Origin of the sequence: Lacisediminihabitans sp. (assembly GCF_043726815.1) — a bacterium.
Taxonomy (GTDB): Bacteria; Actinomycetota; Actinomycetes; order Actinomycetales; family Microbacteriaceae; genus Lacisediminihabitans.
Genome location: NZ_JAYSJZ010000074.1, coordinates 1 through 19,018, shown reverse-complemented (window position 1 = coordinate 19,018; position 19,018 = coordinate 1). Strand labels below are relative to the sequence as shown.

Here is a 19,018-nt window from a genome sequence, read left to right as displayed (position 1 = left end):
CCGTAAGCGGAGCTCAGGCGCGCAGGGCCAGCGCGAAGGGCAGCACGCCGGGCGCCCCGGCCTGGCGCAGCAGCCGGGCGGCCACCGTGAGGGTCCAGCGGCTGTCGGCAAGGTCGTCCACGAGCAGCACCGGCCCGGTCAGGGTGCCGAGCGCGGCGGCCACCGCCGGGCTCACCGCGAATCCGTTCCACACCCCGCCCAGGCGGTAGGCGCTGTTGCCGCCCGGTCCGCCGGTCGGGCCGCCGTCGGCGAGCTCGAGCGAGCCGAGATAGGGCAGCCGACCGGCGTCTGCCAGCCCGGTGGCCACCGAGGAGACGAGCAGCGGGCGGGAGCGCGAGGGCACGGAGACGACCGCGCTCGGGCGCTCCTCCCACGGCCACTCGCCCAGCACGCGCACGCACGCCGCGAGGAGCGCCGGGCTGGCCGGGCCGTCCACGGCGTTCGGCGCGAAGATGGCGCGCAGCGTGCCGCCCCAGCCCAGGTCGGTGAGGCGGGCGAGGGCGCGACCTTCGAGCATCCGATCGCCCACGGCGATCTTGCCCTTCGCCGGCACTCCCACCCGGTCGGCTCCGGTCGGCCACTGTGCGCGGGGCTCGAGCGGCACCCCCACCCGGTCGAGCGATGAGCTCGCGGTCGCGGCGGCGGCATCCAACACGTCGGCCGGATACCAGGCGCCCGCGCAGTTGTCGCAGCGGCCGCAGGGCGCGGCCGTGTCGTCGTCGAGGGACGTCTGCAGGTACTCCATGCGACATCCGTCTGTGCGTTCGTACTCGATCATGTGCTGCTGTTCGGCCACCCGCTCCGCGGCGATGCGCTCGTAGCGGTCGCTGTCGTAGACCCACGGGCGGCCGGTGGCGACCCAGCCGCCCTGCACGCGGCGCACCACGCCGTCCACGTCGAGCACCTTGAGCAGAAGTTCGAGGGGCGTGCGCCGGATGTCCACCCGCGACTCCAGGGCCGGTGTCGACAGCGGTCCCTCGTGCGCGTCGAGAGCGTCGAGCACGGCCGTCGCCCGGGCCTCGCTCGGCATGGAGGCGGTGGCGAAGTAGGTCCAGATCGCCTCGTCCTCCACGCCCGGAAGCAGCAGCACGTCGGCGTTGGCGGTGGCGGGGCCGGCGCGGCCCACCTGCTGGTAGTAGGCAACGGGGGAGGAGGGAGCGCCAAGGTGCAGCACGAAGCCGAGGTCGGGCTTGTCGAATCCCATGCCCAGGGCGCTCGTGGCCACGAGTGCCTTCACCTCGTTGGCCTTGAGCATCCGCTCGGACTCCTCGCGCTCGCCCGTGTCGGTCTGGCCCGTGTATGCGTGCACGTTGTGGCCGGCGTCCCGCAGCAGTCGGGCGGTGTCCTCCGCGCCCGCCACCGTGAGGGAGTAGATGATTCCGCTGCCCGGCAGCTCGGTGAGGTGGCTCAGCAGCCAGCCGAGGCGGGTGCGCGCATCCGGCAGCCGCAGCACCCCCAGGCGCAGGGATGCCCGGGCCAGCGGGCCGCGGATCGTGAGTACTTCTCCCGCCGCGCCGAGTTGCTCGGCGACATCCTGGACCACCCGCGAGTTCGCCGTCGCCGTCGTCGCCAGCACCGGGACTCCGGCCGGCATCTCGGCGATGAGGTCGCGCAGGCGTCGGTAGTCCGGCCGAAAGTCGTGGCCCCAGTCGGAGATGCAGTGGGCCTCGTCCACCACGAGCATGCCGACCCGGCGCATGAGCTCGGGCAGCTGGGTCTCGCGGAACGACGGGTTGTTGAGCCTCTCCGGCGACACCAGCAGCACATCCACCTCGTCGTTCGCCAGCTGCTGCCGCACGTCGTCCCACTCGTGGGCGTTCGTGGAGTTGATGGCCACCGCCCGCACTCCGGCCCGTTCCGCGGCGGCGATCTGGTCGCGCATCAGGGCCAGCAGCGGCGACACGAGGATCGTCGGGCCCGCCCCCTGTCGTCGCAGCAGCAGCGTCGCCACGAAGTACACCGCGGACTTGCCCCACCCCGTGCGCTGCACTACGAGCGCGCGTCGCCGGTCGTCCACGAGCGCGCTGATCGCCTCGAACTGGCCCTCATGAAAGTCGGCGTCGTCGCGACCCACAAGGGTGCGCAGAATCTGGGCGGCGGATGCGCGGGTGTCGGTGTCGGTCACGCCCTCAGCTTGTCAGGCGCGGGTGACGGTGGGGTGTTAGGCGTTAGGCGTTGAACTCGGCAAATCGCAATGCAAGTGCATCCCGAGACGGTCTGTCGATGACTCGCGTCGGAATGTGCAGATTGCGACCATGCATGTCTTGCAGTCCGTGCCGGAGCATTGGGCCATCGATTTCGTCAAGTAGGTTTTGGTCGATTCTGACCTCATAGTCGGGAGTGATTCCCAGGAGGTTCCTGTCGAAGGCAGCGTGATGAATCTTGCAAAGAGCCATCCCGTTCGTGGTGGTTGCGAAACCGCCCATGTCGAAGTCCGGAATGATGTGTGCGGCATCGAGGAGGTCTGCATGTTTCAGTGTGCATACTGCGCATGTCGTTGAGTAAGCGTTCATAACACGTGCACGAAACAATGGTTGGTGAAGTCGTGCGCGCACCGTTCGCTCGGCATATCGTCGCTCGTCGATTGTCATGTGCAGCGGATCGCCGAAGAAGCGCATGGACTCATCCATGGCGATCACAAATTGACCCGCATCGAGATCATTCTTGACCGCGTAGACCGGGTAGTAGGCGACAAAGACACCCGGACGAATTCCCTGGAAGTAAACGAGTGGATCGCCATTTTCGAGGGCAAGAGCGAGCTTTCTATTGTCCGCTTCGTCATTCGCGCGATAGTTGTATCGCACGAAGACGCCGGTGTCGAGCTCGTCCAAATACGGATTCTTGTAGCTTGTCATGATGGTCAGCGTGGAGCTGAAGTCAGCGGGATTTCGAATACCTCGCCCGCGATCCAGCAACGGGATCCGCGTTGACCCGTAATGGTAGTCAACGAGCTCGTTTCGTGTGAATTCGAACTGACCTGTCGCCAACTTGTTGTCGAGCCAACGAAAGATGTCGTGTCGGATGGCGGCTTGTTCCGCTGGCGAGTACATAAGTCGGTCTTACCAGGACCCTTCGCGTTCTTGAGGATTCACAGTTGCCGAGCGTAATCGAATATTACTCGTGCTGTCGGGGACATCCGCCGCAAGCAGGCCCTGCCGACCGCTGAAATACCCCGGTTCATCGCTGCGCCCAGGCTCGGTGTGCAGGAGTTCGCTCGAAGAACCTCTTATGAAACTGGAGTCGCTTCGCGCGTTTGATCGTTCTCTGATTAGTCGCGTCAGAAGGTTCTCAGCGGCGCTCGAGCAGCAGCTACCGCAACCCACACCCAAGACGAATGGAGCGGTCTTTGTCCACTCCTCCACAGGCGAGACCGGGCGAAGTTATCCCCACTCTAAATCACTAAAAACCCTGATCAGGGCCGTTATTTAACTAGCCTTTTGTCGCTCAAAGTGGGAGAATATAGCCATGACATTGATCCTCGAAACCCCCCGGGAAGCGGCCATGGCCGCGACCGATGTGTGGACCGTTCCGGGGCAGCAGAACGGGCCCAACCACGGGTTCGGCAGCGGGGATGCGCGGGAGTCCCGCCTTCTCGACGACCTCGAGAACGCCTTCGCCGAGCGGCGCCTCATCGATGCGAAGATCGCCAGACTCTCGGTGGATGCCGGCGAGATGATGAAGGCCACGCGAGCCGTCGAGGCGCCTCACGTGGAGCAGTCGAGTCGCAGCGTGGCCGAACTGCTCGTGGACGTCGGCCGCATTCCCCGAGCGGAGGCCCATCGCTACTACCGCGTCGGGCTCGCGACCGAACAGCGCTGGACGCTTGTCGGGCAGCCGCTCCCCGTGGAATACGGCCTGGTGCGCGGCGCGCTGGACGACGGCAGCATTCCGCTGGACTCAGCCAACTACATCGTCTCGGCACTCGCCCAGGCCGCCCCTCGGGCCGACGCCGACGACCTTCTTGCCGCGGAGGACGCCCTCGTCGCCTTCGCCCGCGAGTGCCCGGCAGACCTGGTGCGCAGGGTGGCGAACTCGTGGCGCGAAGCACTCGACGTCGACGGCATCGAGCCTCGGGAGGATGCCCTCGCCGCGCTGATCTCGTTGCGCCGCACCATCCGCCCGAACGGCATGAAGCGGTACATCATCGACGCAGACCCCATCGGTGCCGCCTATCTGGATGCCGCCATCGACTCGCATGTCGGGGCCAACATCCGCCGCCCCAGCTTCGCCAGTCCCGAGGCAGACAGTCCCGAGGCAGACAGCGCCGACGCAGAGAACAGCGACAGCGACGCGGATGACGCCCTCCTCGCCCAGCGCAGCATTGCCCAGCTGGGCGCCGAGGCCATCTTCGAGCTCGCCAGGCACGGCATTTCCTGCACCAACACCGAGATCCCGATTCGGGCGGCCACGATCGTGGTGCGCATGACGCTCGAATCCCTGCTCAGCGGGCTCGGCGAAGCGAACATCGACGGCATCGAGCAGCCGATCTCGGCGGCAACCGCCCGCCGGATGGCCGCCGAAGCCAACATCATCCCCATGGTCCTCGGCGCAGACCCGACAGCCAGGTGCTCGACCTCGGCACCACGCAGCGGCTGTTCAGCCCGGCACAGAAGATCGCGATGGGCGACCTGTTCGGCGGATGCGCGTGGCGCAACTGTCAACTACCGCCCAGCCATACCGAGGCCCACCATGTGGTGTGGTGGCGAAACTCCGGTCGATCGGATCTCGATAACGGGATACTGCTCTGCTCGAAACACCATCACGAGGTCCATCGCAACAACTGGCTGATCGAGGTGCGAGACGGCGTTCCGTGGTTCACCCCGCCCTCGACGATCGACCCCCGGCGCACACCTCGCCGCGGCGGGAAGGCACCGCGGCCAGCACTGTAGGGCGGCCAGAGCTGTAGGCGGCCAGCGCCGAAAGGCGGCCAACCACGCCGCCGACCAGGCCGCCGACCCGCCGACCAGGCCAGCGACCACGCCACCGACCACGCCACCGACCAAGCCGCCGACCACGCCACCGACCAAGCCGCCGACCCGCCGACCACGACAGGAGCGGCGGTCCGGCAGGCCGCGCTGAAGGCAACTCGGGACTAGCCAGACAGACCCGCCCCGACGAGCCCCGCTACTGCGCCACGTACCCGCCATCCACCAGGTGATAGCTGCCCGAGATGAATGACGCGGCATCCGAGGCGAGGAAGCAGACGAGTGCCGAGACCTCCTCCGGGGTGCCGAGGCGACCGAGCGCGTGCTTGCCGGCCAGGAACTGTTGAGTGGCGTCATCCAGAGCACTGTCCACCAGGGGAGTGTGGATGAACCCAGGACCCACCGCGTTGGTGCGCACCTTCTTGGCGCCGTACTCGAGGGCCGCGTTCTGGGTGAGTCCCAGCAGACCGTGCTTGGCGGTGACGTAGGCGGAGGAGGAGGCGAAGCCCACGGTCCCGAGAATCGACGCCATGTTGATGATGGATCCGCCACCGTTCTCGGCCATGGAGGGCAGCTGCTCCTTGAGGCCGTAGAAGACGGCGTTGAGGTTGACCTCGATCACCCGGCGCCAGCCGTCCAGCGAGTAGTCGCCGATGAGGGCCTGTTCTCCGCCGATGCCCGCGTTGTTGACCGCGATGCGAAGCGGTGCGAGCGCGTTCGCGTCGGCCACACAGGCCACGGCGAAGTCGGGGTCGCTCACGTCGCCCACGATCTTCTCGGCGGTTCCGCCGGCCGCACGAATCTCGTCCACCACGGACTGGGCAAGCTCGGCATTCATCTCCGCCACGATCACGGATGCGCCGTTCGCCGCGAGTTCGAGGGCTATCGCGCGTCCGATGCCGGAGCCCGCCCCGGTCACGATCGCCGAGCGGTGTGCCACGTCGTAGGTTGCCATCTGATGCTCCCGTTCTGGTTGTTGGGACTCCAGCCTGTCCCCGGCCGGGCCGGCGCCGATTGAGGCTTTCGGCCCTTTCTTGGTGGGCCGTCGCTCGGGATCGGGGAATGGATCCCGGCTCCCGCGGCTTTGACGTGGGGTACCGCAATGATGGTGGTACCGCACCGACCAGCAAGGGGACCACGAGTGAGCTCGACCGTGACACGCGCCGACATCGGCTTCCGCTCCGAACGCGGACCGATCCTCATCGCCCTCATGGTCACGACCGGCCTCGTCGCAATCGACTCGACAATCCTCGCCACCGCCGTCCCCTCGATCGTCAAAGACCTCGGTGGCTTCTCCGAGTTCCCCTGGCTGTTCTCCATCTATCTCCTCGCCCAGGCCGTGTCGGTGCCGGTCTACGCCAAGCTGTCGGATGTCGTGGGCCGCAAGCCCATCATCTTCATCGGCATAGGCCTCTTTCTTGTCGGCTCGATCCTGTGCGGCTTCGCGTGGAGCATGCCGGCCCTCATCGCGTTCCGCGTGGTGCAGGGACTCGGGGCGGGCGCCGTGCAGCCGATGGCCATCACGATCGCCGGCGACATCTACACGGTGGCCGAACGCGCGAAGACACAGGGCTATCTCGCCAGCGTGTGGGCGATCTCCTCGGTGGTGGGCCCGACCCTCGGCGGCGTGTTCTCGCAGTACCTCACCTGGCGCTGGATCTTCTTCGTCAACGTGCCCCTGTGCATCCTGGCCGTCTGGCTGCTGCTCAGGTCGTTCCACGAGAAGATCGAGCACCGTAAGCACAAGGTCGACTACCTCGGCGCGACCCTGCTCACGGTGTCGCTGAGCCTCCTGATTCTGGGCGTGCTCGAGGGCGGACGGGCCTGGGCCTGGAACTCGCCCCAGAGCATCGGCGCCTTCGTGGTCGGCGGCCTGCTGCTCGTGGCGTTCGTCTTCGCCGAGAAGCACGCGGCGGAGCCGGTGCTTCCGCTCTGGGTGTTCTCCCGACGCCTGCTGCTCACCACGGCGCTCGTCTCGGTGGGCGTGGGTGCGATCCTCATCGGCCTCACCTCCTACGTGCCCACCTATCTTGAGCTCGCCCTCGGCACGACACCGATCGTCGCCGGCCTCGCCCTGGCGGCGCTCACCATCGGCTGGCCGATCTCGGCGTCACTGTCCGGACGCCTCTACCTGCGGATCGGGTTCCGCAGCACCGTGCTCATCGGAATGACGCTGGTGGTCGCCGGCGCCGCCGTGCTCGCGGCATTCTCGAGCACCCCGATGCTCGCCGTGGTGGCCGGCAGCTGCTTCCTCATCGGCCTGGGACTCGGGCTCGTGGCCACGCCGAGTCTCATCGCCGCCCAGGCCAGCGTGCCGTGGAACGAACGCGGCGTCGTCACCGGCACCAACCTGTTCTCCCGCTCGATCGGCAGTGCCGTGGGCGTGGCGATCTTCGGCGCCGTGGCGAACGCGATCTTCGCCGCCTCCGGGGGCAGCGAGAAGAATCCGGCAACCGTGATCGCCACGTCCTCGAGTGTGTTCATCTCGGTGGGGATCGTCACCCTCGCCACGGTCGTCGCCGCACTCACCATGCCGCGAAAGACCGTGGAGCTGGCGGAGCCGCAGCAACCCTAGTCGCGAGTGTGCACCCGGTAGACGAGCACCGGGATGAGCACGAGCGACCGCAGGTCGATGAGAGCGTGCGCCACGATGGCGGCGAGAATGCTGCCGGTGGCCAGGTAGAGCAGCATGAGCGCCCCGCCGATCACGATGGACCCGACGATGCCCGCCCAACCCTGGTACACGTGCAGGGCGCCGAAGAGCAGCACGCTGCCCACCACGGCGAGCACGGCATTGCCGAACACACCGAAGATGAGGGCGGGCATGGCGAGTCGAAAGAGCAGTTCCTCCACGACGCCGGCGTTGACCGAGAGCGCGAAGCCGTAGCGAAGTTCCCTGCGATCGCGGGGCAGCAGGGCGCTGATGTCGCCGATCGTCGGCACGTCCACGGACTTGCGCGCCAGGTAGACGGCCAGGATTGTTCCGCCCACGAGCGCCACAGCCAGCCCGATGGCAAGACCGGGCACCAGCCCGTTCGACCCCTCGACAACAGCCGAGAACCAGGCGGAGACCGGCCACCGCCGAACCTCGGCGAGGAGTCTCGGCGGGTACTGCCAGACGAGCGCGAGAATCACGATCGAGGCCCCACCGAACATCACGAGCGAGTCGATGAGCCACTTGCGGAACATCCGCCGACGGCTCTGGGAGCTCCGGTAACGCTTGAAGCGCGAGTATTCGCGGCGATCCTTGCGCACGGCCCGCACGATGAGCAGGGCGAGCACCGCCCAGAGCACGCCCCCGAGGATCAGCGAACTGGTCGGGGAATCGGGGGAGAGCACGCCCCATTGTCTCCCGGGCGGCCCGACGTCTTCCGAGCACGCCTGACCGCGGCGCGCTGGTGCAGGATGGGAGGCATGACCGATCAGCCGACCAGCCCGCCGCATCCGAAGCTCGACGAACTGATCGCGGTGCTCGCCAGACTTCGCGCGCCCGGCGGATGCGCGTGGGACGCCGAACAGACCCACGAGTCGCTCGTGCAGTACCTCATCGAGGAGACCTACGAGCTCGTCGACGCGATCGAGGGCGGCAGCCGCGAGGAACTCATCGAGGAGCTCGGCGACCTGCTCTACCAGGTGATCTTCCACTCCGACATCGCCTCGGCGAGCGAGGGCGAACGGTTCGACATCGAGGACGTCGCCGCCCACATGACCGCGAAGATGATCGCGCGCCACCCGCACGTGTTCGGCGACACGGTGGCGGAGACCGCCGAAGACGTGATCGCCGTCTGGGATGACGTGAAGGCGGTCGAGAAGTCGCACCGCACGAGCGTGCTCGACGGCATCCCGCTGGGCATGCCGTCGCTGGCACTCGCCGACAAGCTCATCGGCCGCGCCCAGAAGATCGGCGTGATCGAGGCCGACGCCCCCGCCGTGATCGGTGTCACGGACGAGGAGGAGCTCGGCGGACTGCTGCTCGCGATCGTCGCCTCGGCGAAGGCGAATGGATTGGATGCCGAACGCGCCTTGCGGGTGACCCTGCGCGGCCTGCAAGACGAGATCCGCGAGGCGGAGTCCGACCCCTTCGACGCGGGAATCATCGGCACAGCCGGCTGACAGACAGCGGGGAGCGACGAGGAGCGAGGGGTGGTGCCCCCCTCAACCCGAATGAGAGGGGCACCCAGCCCGGGAACCGTTTTCGCTGGGAATTCCGCAGTGAAATGGTTGCACCGGACTCAGGCCCGTGGATTACCCGATCCACAGACCTGGTCATACATCCTGGTCATGATCGACCCGAACGTGAATGTCGGCTGCGCGGTTCAGCACCGGATGGGTATCGACGATGTAGCTTCGCGTGCGCCAAAGCCGAGTGTAGCGGCCTCCACAGCAATAGACAAACGTGCGTTATGTTAATCGCGTGGCGCGCAAACCCGACCCGGAACGCAAGCCCGCCCTGCTTGCCCAGATCGTGGATTTTCTGCTCGATAAGCCACTCTCCGCCCTCACCTTTCGCACGCTCGCGAGCGGACTCGGGGTGAGCACGTACACGCTCGTGTATCAGTTCGGCACGCGCGCGGACCTCGTGCGGGAGATCGTTCTCGCCGTCTCCGAGCGACAGGATCTCGTGGTGGCCGCCGTGCGCAGCGAGTCGGGCGGCCTCGAGGAGCACCTCGCCAACCTCCGACGGTCCTGGGAGCTCTCACTCACCGAACGGAGCCAGCAGCTTCGACGACTCGAGTTCGAGGCCGCCACCAGCGAATCCCGCCAGCACGGGCTCGGCCAGATCACCCGCGGACTGTTCGACCGCTGGTTCTCCACCGGTGTCGACGCGCTGGTCCGGATGGGCGTGCGCGAGGAGGAGGCGACCCTCGAGGCCCGAACCATGGTGGACACGATCTACGGACTCCACTACGACCTCATGGTCACGCGTGACGCCGAGCGGGTGTCTGCGGTGTTCGAGCGAGTGCTGGGCGGCTACGAGGCCCGGATCGCGAGGCTCGTCGCCGAGGGCGCCGCACCGACCCCGTAGCCGTTCGCCGGCGGTGCCCGAGCCGGGGCGTCGCCTGTGAAACAATCGACACATGGCCAGCCCAGTGAACCCTCCTCGCGGCATGCGCGACTTTCTGCCGCACGAGAAGGCGCGCCGCGAGCACGTGCTCTCGGTGATCCGCAGTGTGTTCTCGGCCCACGGGTTCGACGAGATCGAAACCCCGGTGATGGAGGACTCGGCCCGCCTGCACGCGGGTCTCGGCGGTGACAACGAGAAGCTCGCCTTCGGAGTGCTCAAGCGCGGACTCACCACCGAAGACATCCAGGCCGCGAAGGATGCCCTCGACCTCGCCGATCTCGGCCTGCGCTTCGACCTCACGGTGCCGCTGGCCCGGTTCTACGCCACCCACCGGGCCGAACTGCCGACGGTGTTCCGGGCCATCCAGATCGCGCCGGTCTGGCGAGCCGAGCGTCCCCAGAAGGGGCGATACCGCCAGTTCGTGCAGTGCGACATCGACATCATCGGCGAGGCCGGACCTCTCGCCGAGATCGAACTGCTCACCGCCACCGCCGCGACCATGACCGCCCTGGGACTCGCCGACTGGACAATCCGGGTCAACGACCGGCGACTGCTCATCGGCATGCTCGACACCTTCGGCTTCGACGCGGCCGACCACGACTCGGTGCTCGTCACGATCGACAAGCTCGACAAGGTGGGGCCGGATGGCGTCGTCGCCGAGTTGCGCGCCAAGGGAGTGGGCGCCGCGGCGGTCGACGCGCTCGACGCCTTCTTCCGCCGCCCCCAGACCCTCGAGTACCTGTCGTTCGGTGAACGCGCAATCGCCAAGGCTCTCCCGCCGGGCGCGGACCCGGCCGTGATCGCCGAGCTCGCCGCCATCGGCCACGCCGTCAACGCCGGCCTCGGTGTCGGTGCCCCCGACGGCCTCGGCTCGGTGGTGGAGTTCGACCCGTTCCTCGTGCGCGGCATGGGCTACTACACCGGCACCATCTTCGAGATCGCGCACCCGTCGTCCTCCAGTTCGCTCGGCGGCGGTGGCCGGTACGACGGCATGATCGGCCGGTTCCTCGGCTCCGACGTGCCGGCGGCGGGCTTCTCGATCGGCTTCGAACGCATCGTGGACCTCGTGGAGCTGCCCGAGGACACCGGCATCGGCGGTGTCGCGCTCCTGTACGACACCGACGTGGCGGCCACCACCCTCATGCAGCTCAAGTCGGAGCTCATCGCGAGCGGCCGCCGGGTGCGGCTGGAGCGAGCCCCGCGCAACATCAAGCCGCTTCTCGAACAGCTCGTGGCATCCGGGTTCACCGAGATGGCGACGGTGCCGAGCGGCGCCGTCACCGTGGCCGAACTGAAGTTGCGCAAACTCGGCGCCGAGTAGGATAGCGAACGCAAATCCCCCAACGTTAAGGAGTCCCGTCGTGGCTTTGATCGAAGCAGTAGGCGCCCGCGAAATCCTCGATTCCCGAGGCAACCCGACCGTCGAGGTCGAGGTGCTGCTCGAAGACGGAATCGTCGCTCGCGCCGCCGTTCCCTCCGGCGCCTCCACCGGCGCATTCGAGGCCTACGAGCTTCGCGACGGAGACAAGAAGCGCTACGGCGGCAAGGGCGTGCAGAAGGCCGTCTCCGCCGTCATCGACCAGATCGGTCCGGTGATCGAGGGATTCGACGCCACCGACCAGCGCCTCATCGATGCCGCTCTCATCCAGCTCGACGGCACCGAGAACAAGAAGAAGCTCGGCGCCAACGCGATCCTGGGCGTGTCCCTCGCCGTGGCGAAGGCCGCAGCGGACTCGGCCGACCTCCCGCTGTTCCGCTACCTCGGCGGACCGAACGCGCACACCCTCCCGGTGCCGTTGCTCAACATCATCAACGGAGGCTCGCACGCCGACAACGACATCGACGTGCAGGAGTTCATGATCGTTCCCCTGGGCGCCGAGACGTTCAGCGAGGCCCTCCGCTGGGGCGTCGAGACCTACCACTCCCTCAAGTCGCTGCTCCACTCCAAGGGCCTGTCCACCGGCCTCGGCGACGAGGGCGGATTCGCCCCGAACCTGTCGAGCAACCGCGAAGCGCTCGACCTCATCGCCACCGCGATCGAGCAGGCCGGCTTCACCCTCGGCACCGACATCGCGCTCGCGACCGACGTGGCCGCGACCGAGTTCTACAGGGACGGCTCGTACCACTTCGAGGGCAAGCAGCTCTCGGCGCTCGACCTCACCGCCTACTTCGCGGACCTCGCGGCCAACTATCCGCTCGTGTCCATCGAGGACCCGCTGCAGGAGGACGACTGGGAGGGCTACCAGCACTTCACCGCCGAACTCGGCAACAAGGTGCAGATCGTGGGCGACGACCTCTTCGTCACCAACCCGATCCGCCTGCAGAAGGGGCTCGACCTCTCGGCGGCCAACTCCATCCTCGTCAAGGTGAACCAGATCGGTACCCTCACCGAGACGCTGGATGCCGTGTCCCTCGCCCAGCGCGCCGGCTACACCGCGATCCTGTCGCACCGCTCCGGCGAGACCGAGGACACGACCATCGCGGACCTCGCGGTCGCGACCGACTCCGGCCAGATCAAGACCGGCGCCCCCGCCCGCAGCGAGCGCGTGGCCAAGTACAACCAGCTGCTGCGCATCGAGGAGGAGCTCGGCGACGCCGCGGTGTACGCGGGACGCAAGGCGTTCCCGCGCTTTCAGGGCTAATTCCCCCAGAGCTCGCACGGCACCCGGGCATGCCTGAACGGGTTTCCCGGCGGGCACGTTTAGGCTCGACAGTATGACGAAGCAGGCTCGAGGCACGCGCGTGCCCACCACGCGCGTGCCCGTGAGCATGCCGGAGGAGAACGCCTCCGGGCAGTGGCTCCGCAGCATCCGTCTGTCCGGGTTCGCCATCACCGCGCTCAGCCTCATCGTGCTCTTCGTGGTCGTGCTCGCCCCGTCGCTGCGCATCTTCATCGACCAACGCCAGCAGATCGCGGCCCTCGAGGCGCAGAACGCGGCGGCGAAGGCCGCGGTCGGCACCCTCAAGGAGCAGAAGGCACGCTGGGACGACCCCACCTATGTGGAGTCCCTCGCCAGGCAGCGGCTCAACTACGTGATCCCCGGCGAATTCAGCTACCTCGTGATCGATGACGGCAAGACGGCCACCGCGCAGAGCGGACAGCCGATCAGCGACAAGATCCAGACCACCCAGGTGGACTGGCTCGGCTCCCTGCTGTCGTCGGTCTTCACCGCCGGACTCACGGATGCCCCGGCGAACAAGATCGTCGCACCGGTGATCACCGGCAGCCAGTAGAGAGCCCCATGACCACACCCCCCTTCGAGCCGCCGAGCGCGGCCGACATCGCCACCGTGTCGCACCAGCTCGGCCGCCCGGCCCGCAACGTGATCGGGATCGCCGCGCGCTGCGTCTGCGGCGCGCCCACCGTGGTGTCGACCAGGCCGCGCCTCGACGACGGCACCCCGTTCCCCACGCTCTACTACCTGAGCCACCCGGCCGCGACCGCGGCGGTCTCGACCCTCGAGGCGAACGGCGTGATGACCGAGCTCGCGGCACTCCTCGCCGACGAGACCGTCGCCGCCGCGTACCTCGCGGCGCACGAGGCCTACCTCGCCGACCGCAACGGCATCGAGTTCGTCGCCGAGATCGACGGCATCTCCGCCGGCGGAATGCCGCAGCGGGTGAAGTGCCTGCACGCCCTCGTCGGGCACTCCCTCGCCGCCGGCCCGGGAGTCAACCCGATCGGGGATCTCGCGCTCGAGCGGGCGGACTGGTCGCCGACGGAGTGCGAGTGCGTACCGCAGCAGTGAGGCCGGGCCGCACCGTGGGTCGGGCCGTGGCCGCCGCCGCCCTGCTCGCGCTGGCGGCATCCGTCGTGCCGGCCGGCACGGCATCCGCGGACTCCATCCGGGACCGCGAATACTGGCTCTCCAGCTACGGCATCACGGCGGCCTGGTCGACGACCAGGGGTGCTGGCGTCACCGTAGCGGTGATCGACACCGGGGTCGACGGCAGCCACCAGGACCTCACGGGCACCGTCGTCGGTGGCACGGATGTCTCGGGCGTCGGCTCGCCGGACGGCCAGAAGCCGATCGGCGAGGATCCGCAGCACGGCACCATGGTCGCCTCGCTGCTCGCCGGCCACGGGCACGGCGTTGACGCCGGCGTGATCGGGGTCGCGCCCGAGGCGAAGATCCTTGCCGTGTCGGTCGGATTCGGGGTGGGCTCCACCGACTCCGACGACCAGATCGCGAAGGCCGTGCGCTGGTCGGTCGACCACGGCGCATCCATCATCAACATGTCGCTCACCCGCAACACCCTCGACTGGCCCACCAGCTGGGACGACGCCTTCCTCTACGCGATGAGGCACGACGTGATCGTGGTCGCTGCCGCCGGCAACCGGGGGAGCGGCACCACCGAGGTGGGCGCCCCGGCGACGATGCCCGGCGTGGTCGTGGTGGCGGGGGTCGACCGCAACGGCAAGGCGAGCTTCGACGCGTCATCGCAGGGGATCACCCTCACCGTGTCCGCACCGAGCGAGAACCTCGTCGGCGCCGGCCCCGGCGGCGGCTACTTCCAGTGGGCGGGCACGAGCGGGGCGACACCGCTCGTGTCCGGGCTGCTCGCCCTCATCCGGGCGTCGCATCCGGGACTCGATGCCGGCAACGTGATCAACCGGCTCACGGCCACCGCCACGAAGGCCGGGGATTCGATCGTCTACGGCAGTGGGCTCATCAACGCGCAGGCCGCCGTGACCGCGACGGTCCCGGCCGTGAAGGCCAACCCGGCCAACGACCTCTCCGAATGGATAAGGCTCAACCGGCGGGCGGCGGCGACGGCGACCCCGGTACCGACCCCCACTCCTACCCCCTCCGCCACCCCGACTCCCGTGGTGTCCGCCCAGAGTCCGTTTGGCAAAGTCTTGCCATCGGTTGCCGATCTGAGAGACCTCGGGGTGCCCCTTCTGGTGTACGGAATCTTCGCGATCCTGCTCGTTATAGTGGTTCGCGGGGCCCGGCGCGAGTTCGAGCGCAGCCGACGCAAGTAGTAGATTGTAGGTCGTGCCCAAAATCTTGATCGTTGGCGGCGGATACGCCGGTTTCTACACGGCCCTCAAACTCGAACGCGCTCTGCGCCCCGGCGAGGCGGAGGTCACCATGGTGGACCCCCTGCCGTACATGACCTACCAGCCCTTCCTTCCCGAGGTTGCCGCCGGCTCGATCGAGCCCCGCCACGCGGTGGTTTCGCACCGCCGCCACCTCGTCAAGACGAACGTGGTCACGGCGAAGGTCACCAACATCAGCCACGCCACCAAGACGGCGACCATCACGCCGGCCATCGGCGAGCCGTGGGACATCGAGTACGACATCATCGTCGTGACCGCCGGTTCGGTCTCGCGCACCTTCCCGATCCCCGGTGTCGCCGACGAGGCGATCGGCCTCAAGAACATCGAGGAGGCCGTGGAGATCCGCGACCGCATCCTCGGCAACTTCGACAAGGCGGCCAACCTCCCGGCCGGCCCCGAGCGCGACCGACTGCTCACCTTCACCGTCGTCGGCGGCGGCTTCGCCGGCATCGAGGTCTTCGGCGAGATGCGCAGCCTCGCGAGCTCGCTGCTGCGGTACTACCCCACCCTCACCTTCGACGACACGCACTTCCACCTCATCGAAGCCATGGGTCGCATCATGCCCGAGGTGTCGCTCAAGACCAGCCTCTGGGTGATCAAGAACCTCGCCCAGCGCGGCGCGGAGATCCACCTCGAGACGCAGCTCACCTCCGCCGTCGGCGGCAAGATCGAGATGTCGAACGGTCAGACCTTCGAGACCGACCTCATCGTCTGGACCGCCGGTGTCATGGCCAACCCCGTGCTGCGCAACACCGACCTCCCCATCGAGGAACGCGGACGCCTGCGCGTCGCGGCCGACCTGCGCGTGATCAACGACGACGGTGTGGTGCCGGATGCCTGGGGCGCCGGCGACGTCTGCGCCGTCCCCGACCTCACCGGTGCCGGTGTCGGCGGATTCACCGTGCCGAACGCCCAGCACGCGGTTCGCCAGGGCAAGCAGCTCGCCAAGAACATCATCGGCCAGCTCCGCGGCGACGAGCCCAAGGAGTACTACCACAAGGGCCTCGGCGCCGTCGCGGGCCTCGGTCTCGGCGTCGGCGCGTTCCAGTCCGGCCGCTTCGCGGTCACCGGCCTGCTCGCGTGGTTCATGCACCGCGGCTACCACGGTCTCGCGGTTCCCATGTGGGAGCGCAAGATCCGCGTCTTCGGCAACTGGATCCTCAACTTCTTCTTACGACGCGACATCGTGTCGATCGAGGCGCGCACGACTCCGCGCGAGGCCTTCGAGAAGTACGCGTCCCGGCCCAAGGTTCCCACGGCGTAGGTTTTCCCCTGCCGACGGCCTAGTCTGGCGATGCTTCGCCCCCATAGCCCAATCGGCAGAGGCAGACGACTTAAAATCGTCCCAGTCAGGGTTCGAATCCCTGTGGGGGCACCTCGCTGGACCGTCGAAAACCCCGGAATTCCGGGGCTAAATCGGGTATCAGGCGTCGCTGCCGGGGTTCCGTGCCCACATTTTGCCCACATTTGAATTCATCGCGTGGTCATTCAGGGCCACGGCAACGCCATCCAGATCATCGTCGAAAAGGTCGGCGTAGGTGTCCAGGGTCATGCTGGCCGAGGCGTGCCCGAGCATCCGCTGCACCGCTTTCACGTTCGCACCGGCACTGATCGCGAGGCTCGCGGCGGTGTGCCGCAGGTCGTGTGGGGTGACCCGGGGAAAGCCGGGGTCAACAGCCTGGGCGGCGCGCACCGCCGCCACGAACCATCCGTCGTGAGCCGACGGGGTGGCAACGTGCACCGATCCATCACCGAACAGCAACTGCTCGGGCGACTTCCCCTCCGCCGCTTCGGCGAGATGGAAGGTGAGAAGCTCGGGAAAGGGCACCGACCGGGTGGCATGAGTCTTGGGCGTGCCGACGACGATGACACCCCCGACGCGCACCGCGTTCTCGCACACCTCGAGCCGCCGGCGGAGCGTGTTGAGGTCCTTCACCCGTAAGCCGACCGCCTCGCCCCAGCGAAGGCCGGTGTACGCGAGGGTCAGCACCAGCGTGCTGTTGTCACCGGCGTGCTCCGCGAGCAGGCTCACACGGTCGTGCGTGAGGTACACATGCGGCTTCTTCTTCTTGCGGGGGAGAGCGACACCCCGCGCAGGGTTAGAGGAGATGCGACGATCCCGCGTGGCGACATCCAGAATCGCCGCCAGGATGCCGTAGGCACGAATGACGACGGTTGCGCTTCGTGGCCCGGCGCCGTGCGCCGTCGTGGCGTCGCCGGTGCCCAACTGCGACACCCACGTCTGCACCTCGCTGTGCCGGATCTCGCCCACGGGCGTGTCTCCCCACCTGGGCTCCACGAACAGTCGCCAGGCGATGTCGATCGCATCCCGCGAGGATGGCTTGAGGTGGGTCTGCGACCTCAGCCAAGTCGCGCCGAGCTCGCCAACAGTCGCCCTCGCCGCGGCGGCATCGACATACTCGCCGCGGGCCTTGCTGACCTCCACCGACGCGAGGTAAAGCTCCGCGTCGTGCTTGGTTCTAAAGCCGCGCTTGTCGGTCTGCGAGCGATCCGGCTTGCGATAGCGAACTCGGTACCGCTTGCCCGATGACGTGTCGTACGAAGTGATAGATCCCATCGCTGCTCCAAGGCGATCGTTCGGCCGAGGTCAGGGTCGGGTGTCGGCCGGTTCGGATACAAGTTACGGGGAACCACCGACGCCGACCCAGGAGGCGTTGTATAGTTGTGGCTATACAGGAGCGAATCATGGCAACGAGAATTGGACCAGCCGCCGCTGAGCAGAGCACGATCCGGCGAGTCCGCACGGCGAAGGGCATCGGCGTGCGCGAACTCGCGCGTCGCATGAACGTGACACCTGGCGCCGTGTCGCAGTGGGAGCGTTCCGAGGCCAATCGAACCATTCAGGTCGACACGCTGCAGCGCGCCCTGAGGGCACTGGGGGAGGAACTCGTCACCGAGAGCCGCTCGATCGGCAGCGAGGGACTCCCGTACGAACCGGCACCGATGGAACGGCGCGAGGACCGGGTCTCCTTTGAACTCCACCGAGCCATCGCCCGCAAGCTCATCGACACGCCCGACGCCGTGCGGTCTGTGATCCCTGTCGGCGTCGAGAAGATCCGGGGTTACGTCCGCGGACCTCTCGTGAATGCCTGGCTCGATGAATGGCTCGCCCTCTCGACCGGCCCGCTTGGCCCGCTCGTGGACGTACTGCTGGGCACAGATGAGCATGCTGTGGAGATGCGCCAAAACACGCCGTTCCTGGGAGTGCTGACTCAGCAGGAACGGCTCGAAGCGATCAGGAGGGCGACGGCATGAAGCGGTCGGAACTCGAGGTCGCGATCGAGGCCGCGACCGCCATCGTTCGCCAAGACAGCGTGTACATCATCGGCAGCCAGTCCATCCTGGGCACCTACAACGAGGACGAGCTACCCGGGGAGGCGACACTCTCCAACGAAGTCGACATCGCGCCCATCGAGGACGACGCCTCCGAGAGTCTTGCGACGCTGCTCGACGGACAGATCGGCGAGATGTCCCAGTTTCACGCGGACCATGGTTTCTACATCCAGGGCGTGGGCCGACAAACCGCGAACCTGCCCGAGGGATGGCAGAGCCGACTCGTCTCCGTGAAGCCAGCCTGGTTGGCGAAAAGCGTCGGGCTGTGTCTCGAACCGCACGATCTGTGCGCGGCAAAGATCCTCGCAAATCGCGAGAAGGATCTGACCTTCGTGAGTTCGCTCCTCGAAGTGAGGATTGTCGATGCAGAGACTCTTAGGGCGCGCATTGAGCTGCTCGACCCGCATGGAGTATCCGGTGACCGCATCCAAGTCGCGCGCGTTTGGGCGGCTTGGGCGGCAGCCAAGTATCCACCGATTGGATGACCGGCTATTCGTTCGCTTGTACCGTGGCGGCGAATAGGCAAACGAATAGTTGTGGGGTGTTTTGCCCTTGTCCCACCGCCATCCCCGAGCGAGCTCGCTTCCCGACCCCACACCCTCCGCAAGC

Annotated in this window: 18 protein-coding genes and 1 tRNA gene; 14 read left to right on the top strand and 5 right to left on the bottom strand. The window is 67.4% G+C overall.

The features are described from left to right. Positions 1-13: 13 nt before the first annotated feature. Positions 14-2,125: a RecQ family ATP-dependent DNA helicase gene (locus ACHZD8_RS11050; protein ID WP_394770480.1), complete on the bottom strand. Its 2,112-nt coding sequence runs from the start codon at positions 2,123-2,125 to the stop codon at positions 14-16. Positions 2,126-2,168: 43 nt separating this feature from the next. Continuing rightward, complete coding sequence (locus ACHZD8_RS11045; RefSeq protein ID WP_394770479.1) at positions 2,169-2,855, bottom strand: HNH endonuclease; 687 nt, start codon at positions 2,853-2,855, stop codon at positions 2,169-2,171. Positions 2,856-3,465: 610 nt separating this feature from the next. Here ACHZD8_RS11045 and ACHZD8_RS11040 point away from each other — a divergent pair. Together ACHZD8_RS11040 and ACHZD8_RS11035 are read left to right on the top strand one after the other, a co-directional pair. Further along, on the top strand, positions 3,466-4,788 hold the full coding sequence (locus ACHZD8_RS11040; RefSeq protein WP_394770478.1) for a DUF222 domain-containing protein: 1,323 nt from the start codon (positions 3,466-3,468) through the stop codon (positions 4,786-4,788). Then, entirely contained in the window at positions 4,695-4,889 is a 195-nt protein-coding gene (locus ACHZD8_RS11035) for a hypothetical protein (protein ID WP_394770558.1), read from the top strand. The genes ACHZD8_RS11040 and ACHZD8_RS11035 overlap by 94 nt, the downstream gene beginning before the upstream one ends. A 235-nt stretch (positions 4,890-5,124) precedes the next feature. On the opposite strand, the gene ACHZD8_RS11030 is transcribed toward ACHZD8_RS11035, so the two are convergent. Further along, positions 5,125-5,880 (bottom strand): SDR family NAD(P)-dependent oxidoreductase, encoded by a 756-nt coding sequence (locus ACHZD8_RS11030; protein ID WP_394770477.1) that lies wholly within the window; start codon positions 5,878-5,880, stop codon positions 5,125-5,127. A gap of 255 nt (positions 5,881-6,135) precedes the next feature. Between ACHZD8_RS11030 and ACHZD8_RS11025 the strand changes: the two genes are divergently transcribed. After that, on the top strand, positions 6,136-7,500 hold the full coding sequence (locus ACHZD8_RS11025) for an MDR family MFS transporter (protein WP_394770557.1): 1,365 nt from the start codon (positions 6,136-6,138) through the stop codon (positions 7,498-7,500). Here the strand turns inward: ACHZD8_RS11025 and ACHZD8_RS11020 are convergent. Then, positions 7,497-8,264 (bottom strand): CPBP family intramembrane glutamic endopeptidase, encoded by a 768-nt coding sequence (locus tag ACHZD8_RS11020; protein WP_394770476.1) that lies wholly within the window; start codon positions 8,262-8,264, stop codon positions 7,497-7,499. The genes ACHZD8_RS11025 and ACHZD8_RS11020 overlap by 4 nt on opposite strands. Positions 8,265-8,339: 75 nt before the next feature. Here ACHZD8_RS11020 and ACHZD8_RS11015 point away from each other — a divergent pair, with 75 nt between their 5' ends. The 9 genes from ACHZD8_RS11015 to ACHZD8_RS10975 all read left to right on the top strand — a co-directional run bounded on the left by ACHZD8_RS11015 (position 8,340) and on the right by ACHZD8_RS10975 (position 16,430). Next, positions 8,340-9,038 carry a MazG family protein gene (locus ACHZD8_RS11015; protein ID WP_394770475.1) on the top strand — a complete coding sequence of 233 codons (699 nt, stop codon included), beginning with the start codon at positions 8,340-8,342 and terminating at the stop codon, positions 9,036-9,038. Positions 9,039-9,339: 301 nt separating this feature from the next. Further along, a complete protein-coding gene (locus ACHZD8_RS11010; protein WP_394770474.1) occupies positions 9,340-9,951 on the top strand; it encodes a TetR/AcrR family transcriptional regulator in 612 nt (203 codons plus the stop codon). A gap of 52 nt (positions 9,952-10,003) precedes the next feature. After that, positions 10,004-11,311: a histidine--tRNA ligase gene (gene hisS, locus ACHZD8_RS11005; protein WP_394770473.1), complete on the top strand. Its 1,308-nt coding sequence runs from the start codon at positions 10,004-10,006 to the stop codon at positions 11,309-11,311. A gap of 40 nt (positions 11,312-11,351) precedes the next feature. Then, positions 11,352-12,632: a phosphopyruvate hydratase gene (eno, locus tag ACHZD8_RS11000; protein ID WP_394770472.1), complete on the top strand. Its 1,281-nt coding sequence runs from the start codon at positions 11,352-11,354 to the stop codon at positions 12,630-12,632. A 73-nt stretch (positions 12,633-12,705) separates the two neighbouring features. Then, a complete protein-coding gene (locus ACHZD8_RS10995; RefSeq protein ID WP_147782694.1) occupies positions 12,706-13,224 on the top strand; it encodes a septum formation initiator family protein in 519 nt (172 codons plus the stop codon). An 8-nt stretch (positions 13,225-13,232) separates the two neighbouring features. Continuing rightward, positions 13,233-13,739 carry a DUF501 domain-containing protein gene (locus tag ACHZD8_RS10990; protein ID WP_394770471.1) on the top strand — a complete coding sequence of 169 codons (507 nt, stop codon included), beginning with the start codon at positions 13,233-13,235 and terminating at the stop codon, positions 13,737-13,739. Beyond that, entirely contained in the window at positions 13,721-14,977 is a 1,257-nt protein-coding gene (locus ACHZD8_RS10985; protein ID WP_394770470.1) for a S8 family peptidase, read from the top strand. The genes ACHZD8_RS10990 and ACHZD8_RS10985 overlap by 19 nt, the downstream gene beginning before the upstream one ends. A 13-nt stretch (positions 14,978-14,990) precedes the next feature. Next, positions 14,991-16,319 carry an NAD(P)/FAD-dependent oxidoreductase gene (locus ACHZD8_RS10980; protein WP_394770469.1) on the top strand — a complete coding sequence of 443 codons (1,329 nt, stop codon included), beginning with the start codon at positions 14,991-14,993 and terminating at the stop codon, positions 16,317-16,319. A 37-nt stretch (positions 16,320-16,356) separates the two neighbouring features. Further along, a tRNA-Leu gene (locus tag ACHZD8_RS10975) sits at positions 16,357-16,430 on the top strand. A gap of 48 nt (positions 16,431-16,478) precedes the next feature. Here the strand turns inward: ACHZD8_RS10975 and ACHZD8_RS10970 are convergent. Next, the gene (locus ACHZD8_RS10970) at positions 16,479-17,633 is read right to left on the bottom strand and encodes a tyrosine-type recombinase/integrase (RefSeq protein ID WP_394770468.1); all 1,155 of its coding nucleotides are present in this window, start codon (positions 17,631-17,633) and stop codon (positions 16,479-16,481) included. A 128-nt stretch (positions 17,634-17,761) separates the two neighbouring features. Here ACHZD8_RS10970 and ACHZD8_RS10965 point away from each other — a divergent pair, with 128 nt between their 5' ends. Together ACHZD8_RS10965 and ACHZD8_RS10960 are read left to right on the top strand one after the other, a co-directional pair. Then, positions 17,762-18,331: a helix-turn-helix domain-containing protein gene (locus ACHZD8_RS10965; protein WP_394770467.1), complete on the top strand. Its 570-nt coding sequence runs from the start codon at positions 17,762-17,764 to the stop codon at positions 18,329-18,331. Further along, a complete protein-coding gene (locus tag ACHZD8_RS10960) occupies positions 18,328-18,894 on the top strand; it encodes a DUF6036 family nucleotidyltransferase (protein WP_394770466.1) in 567 nt (188 codons plus the stop codon). The genes ACHZD8_RS10965 and ACHZD8_RS10960 overlap by 4 nt, the downstream gene beginning before the upstream one ends. Positions 18,895-19,018 lie beyond the last annotated feature (124 nt).

Bases quoted from the DNA above. Each gene is read 5' to 3' on its own strand.
- ACHZD8_RS11045 (WP_394770479.1), bottom strand. From the start codon at position 2,855: ATGACAAGCTACAAGAATCCGTATTTGGACGAGCTCGACACCGGCGTC.
- ACHZD8_RS11040 (WP_394770478.1), top strand. From the start codon at position 3,466: ATGACATTGATCCTCGAAACCCCCCGGGAAGCGGCCATGGCCGCGACC.
- ACHZD8_RS11030 (WP_394770477.1), bottom strand. From the start codon at position 5,880: ATGGCAACCTACGACGTGGCACACCGCTCGGCGATCGTGACCGGGGCG.
- ACHZD8_RS11025 (WP_394770557.1), top strand. From the start codon at position 6,136: ATGGTCACGACCGGCCTCGTCGCAATCGACTCGACAATCCTCGCCACC.
- ACHZD8_RS11015 (WP_394770475.1), top strand. From the start codon at position 8,340: ATGACCGATCAGCCGACCAGCCCGCCGCATCCGAAGCTCGACGAACTG.
- hisS (WP_394770473.1), top strand. From the start codon at position 10,004: ATGGCCAGCCCAGTGAACCCTCCTCGCGGCATGCGCGACTTTCTGCCG.
- ACHZD8_RS10995 (WP_147782694.1), top strand. From the start codon at position 12,706: ATGACGAAGCAGGCTCGAGGCACGCGCGTGCCCACCACGCGCGTGCCC.
- ACHZD8_RS10990 (WP_394770471.1), top strand. From the start codon at position 13,233: ATGACCACACCCCCCTTCGAGCCGCCGAGCGCGGCCGACATCGCCACC.
- ACHZD8_RS10970 (WP_394770468.1), bottom strand. From the start codon at position 17,633: ATGGGATCTATCACTTCGTACGACACGTCATCGGGCAAGCGGTACCGA.
- ACHZD8_RS10965 (WP_394770467.1), top strand. From the start codon at position 17,762: ATGGCAACGAGAATTGGACCAGCCGCCGCTGAGCAGAGCACGATCCGG.
- ACHZD8_RS10960 (WP_394770466.1), top strand. From the start codon at position 18,328: ATGAAGCGGTCGGAACTCGAGGTCGCGATCGAGGCCGCGACCGCCATC.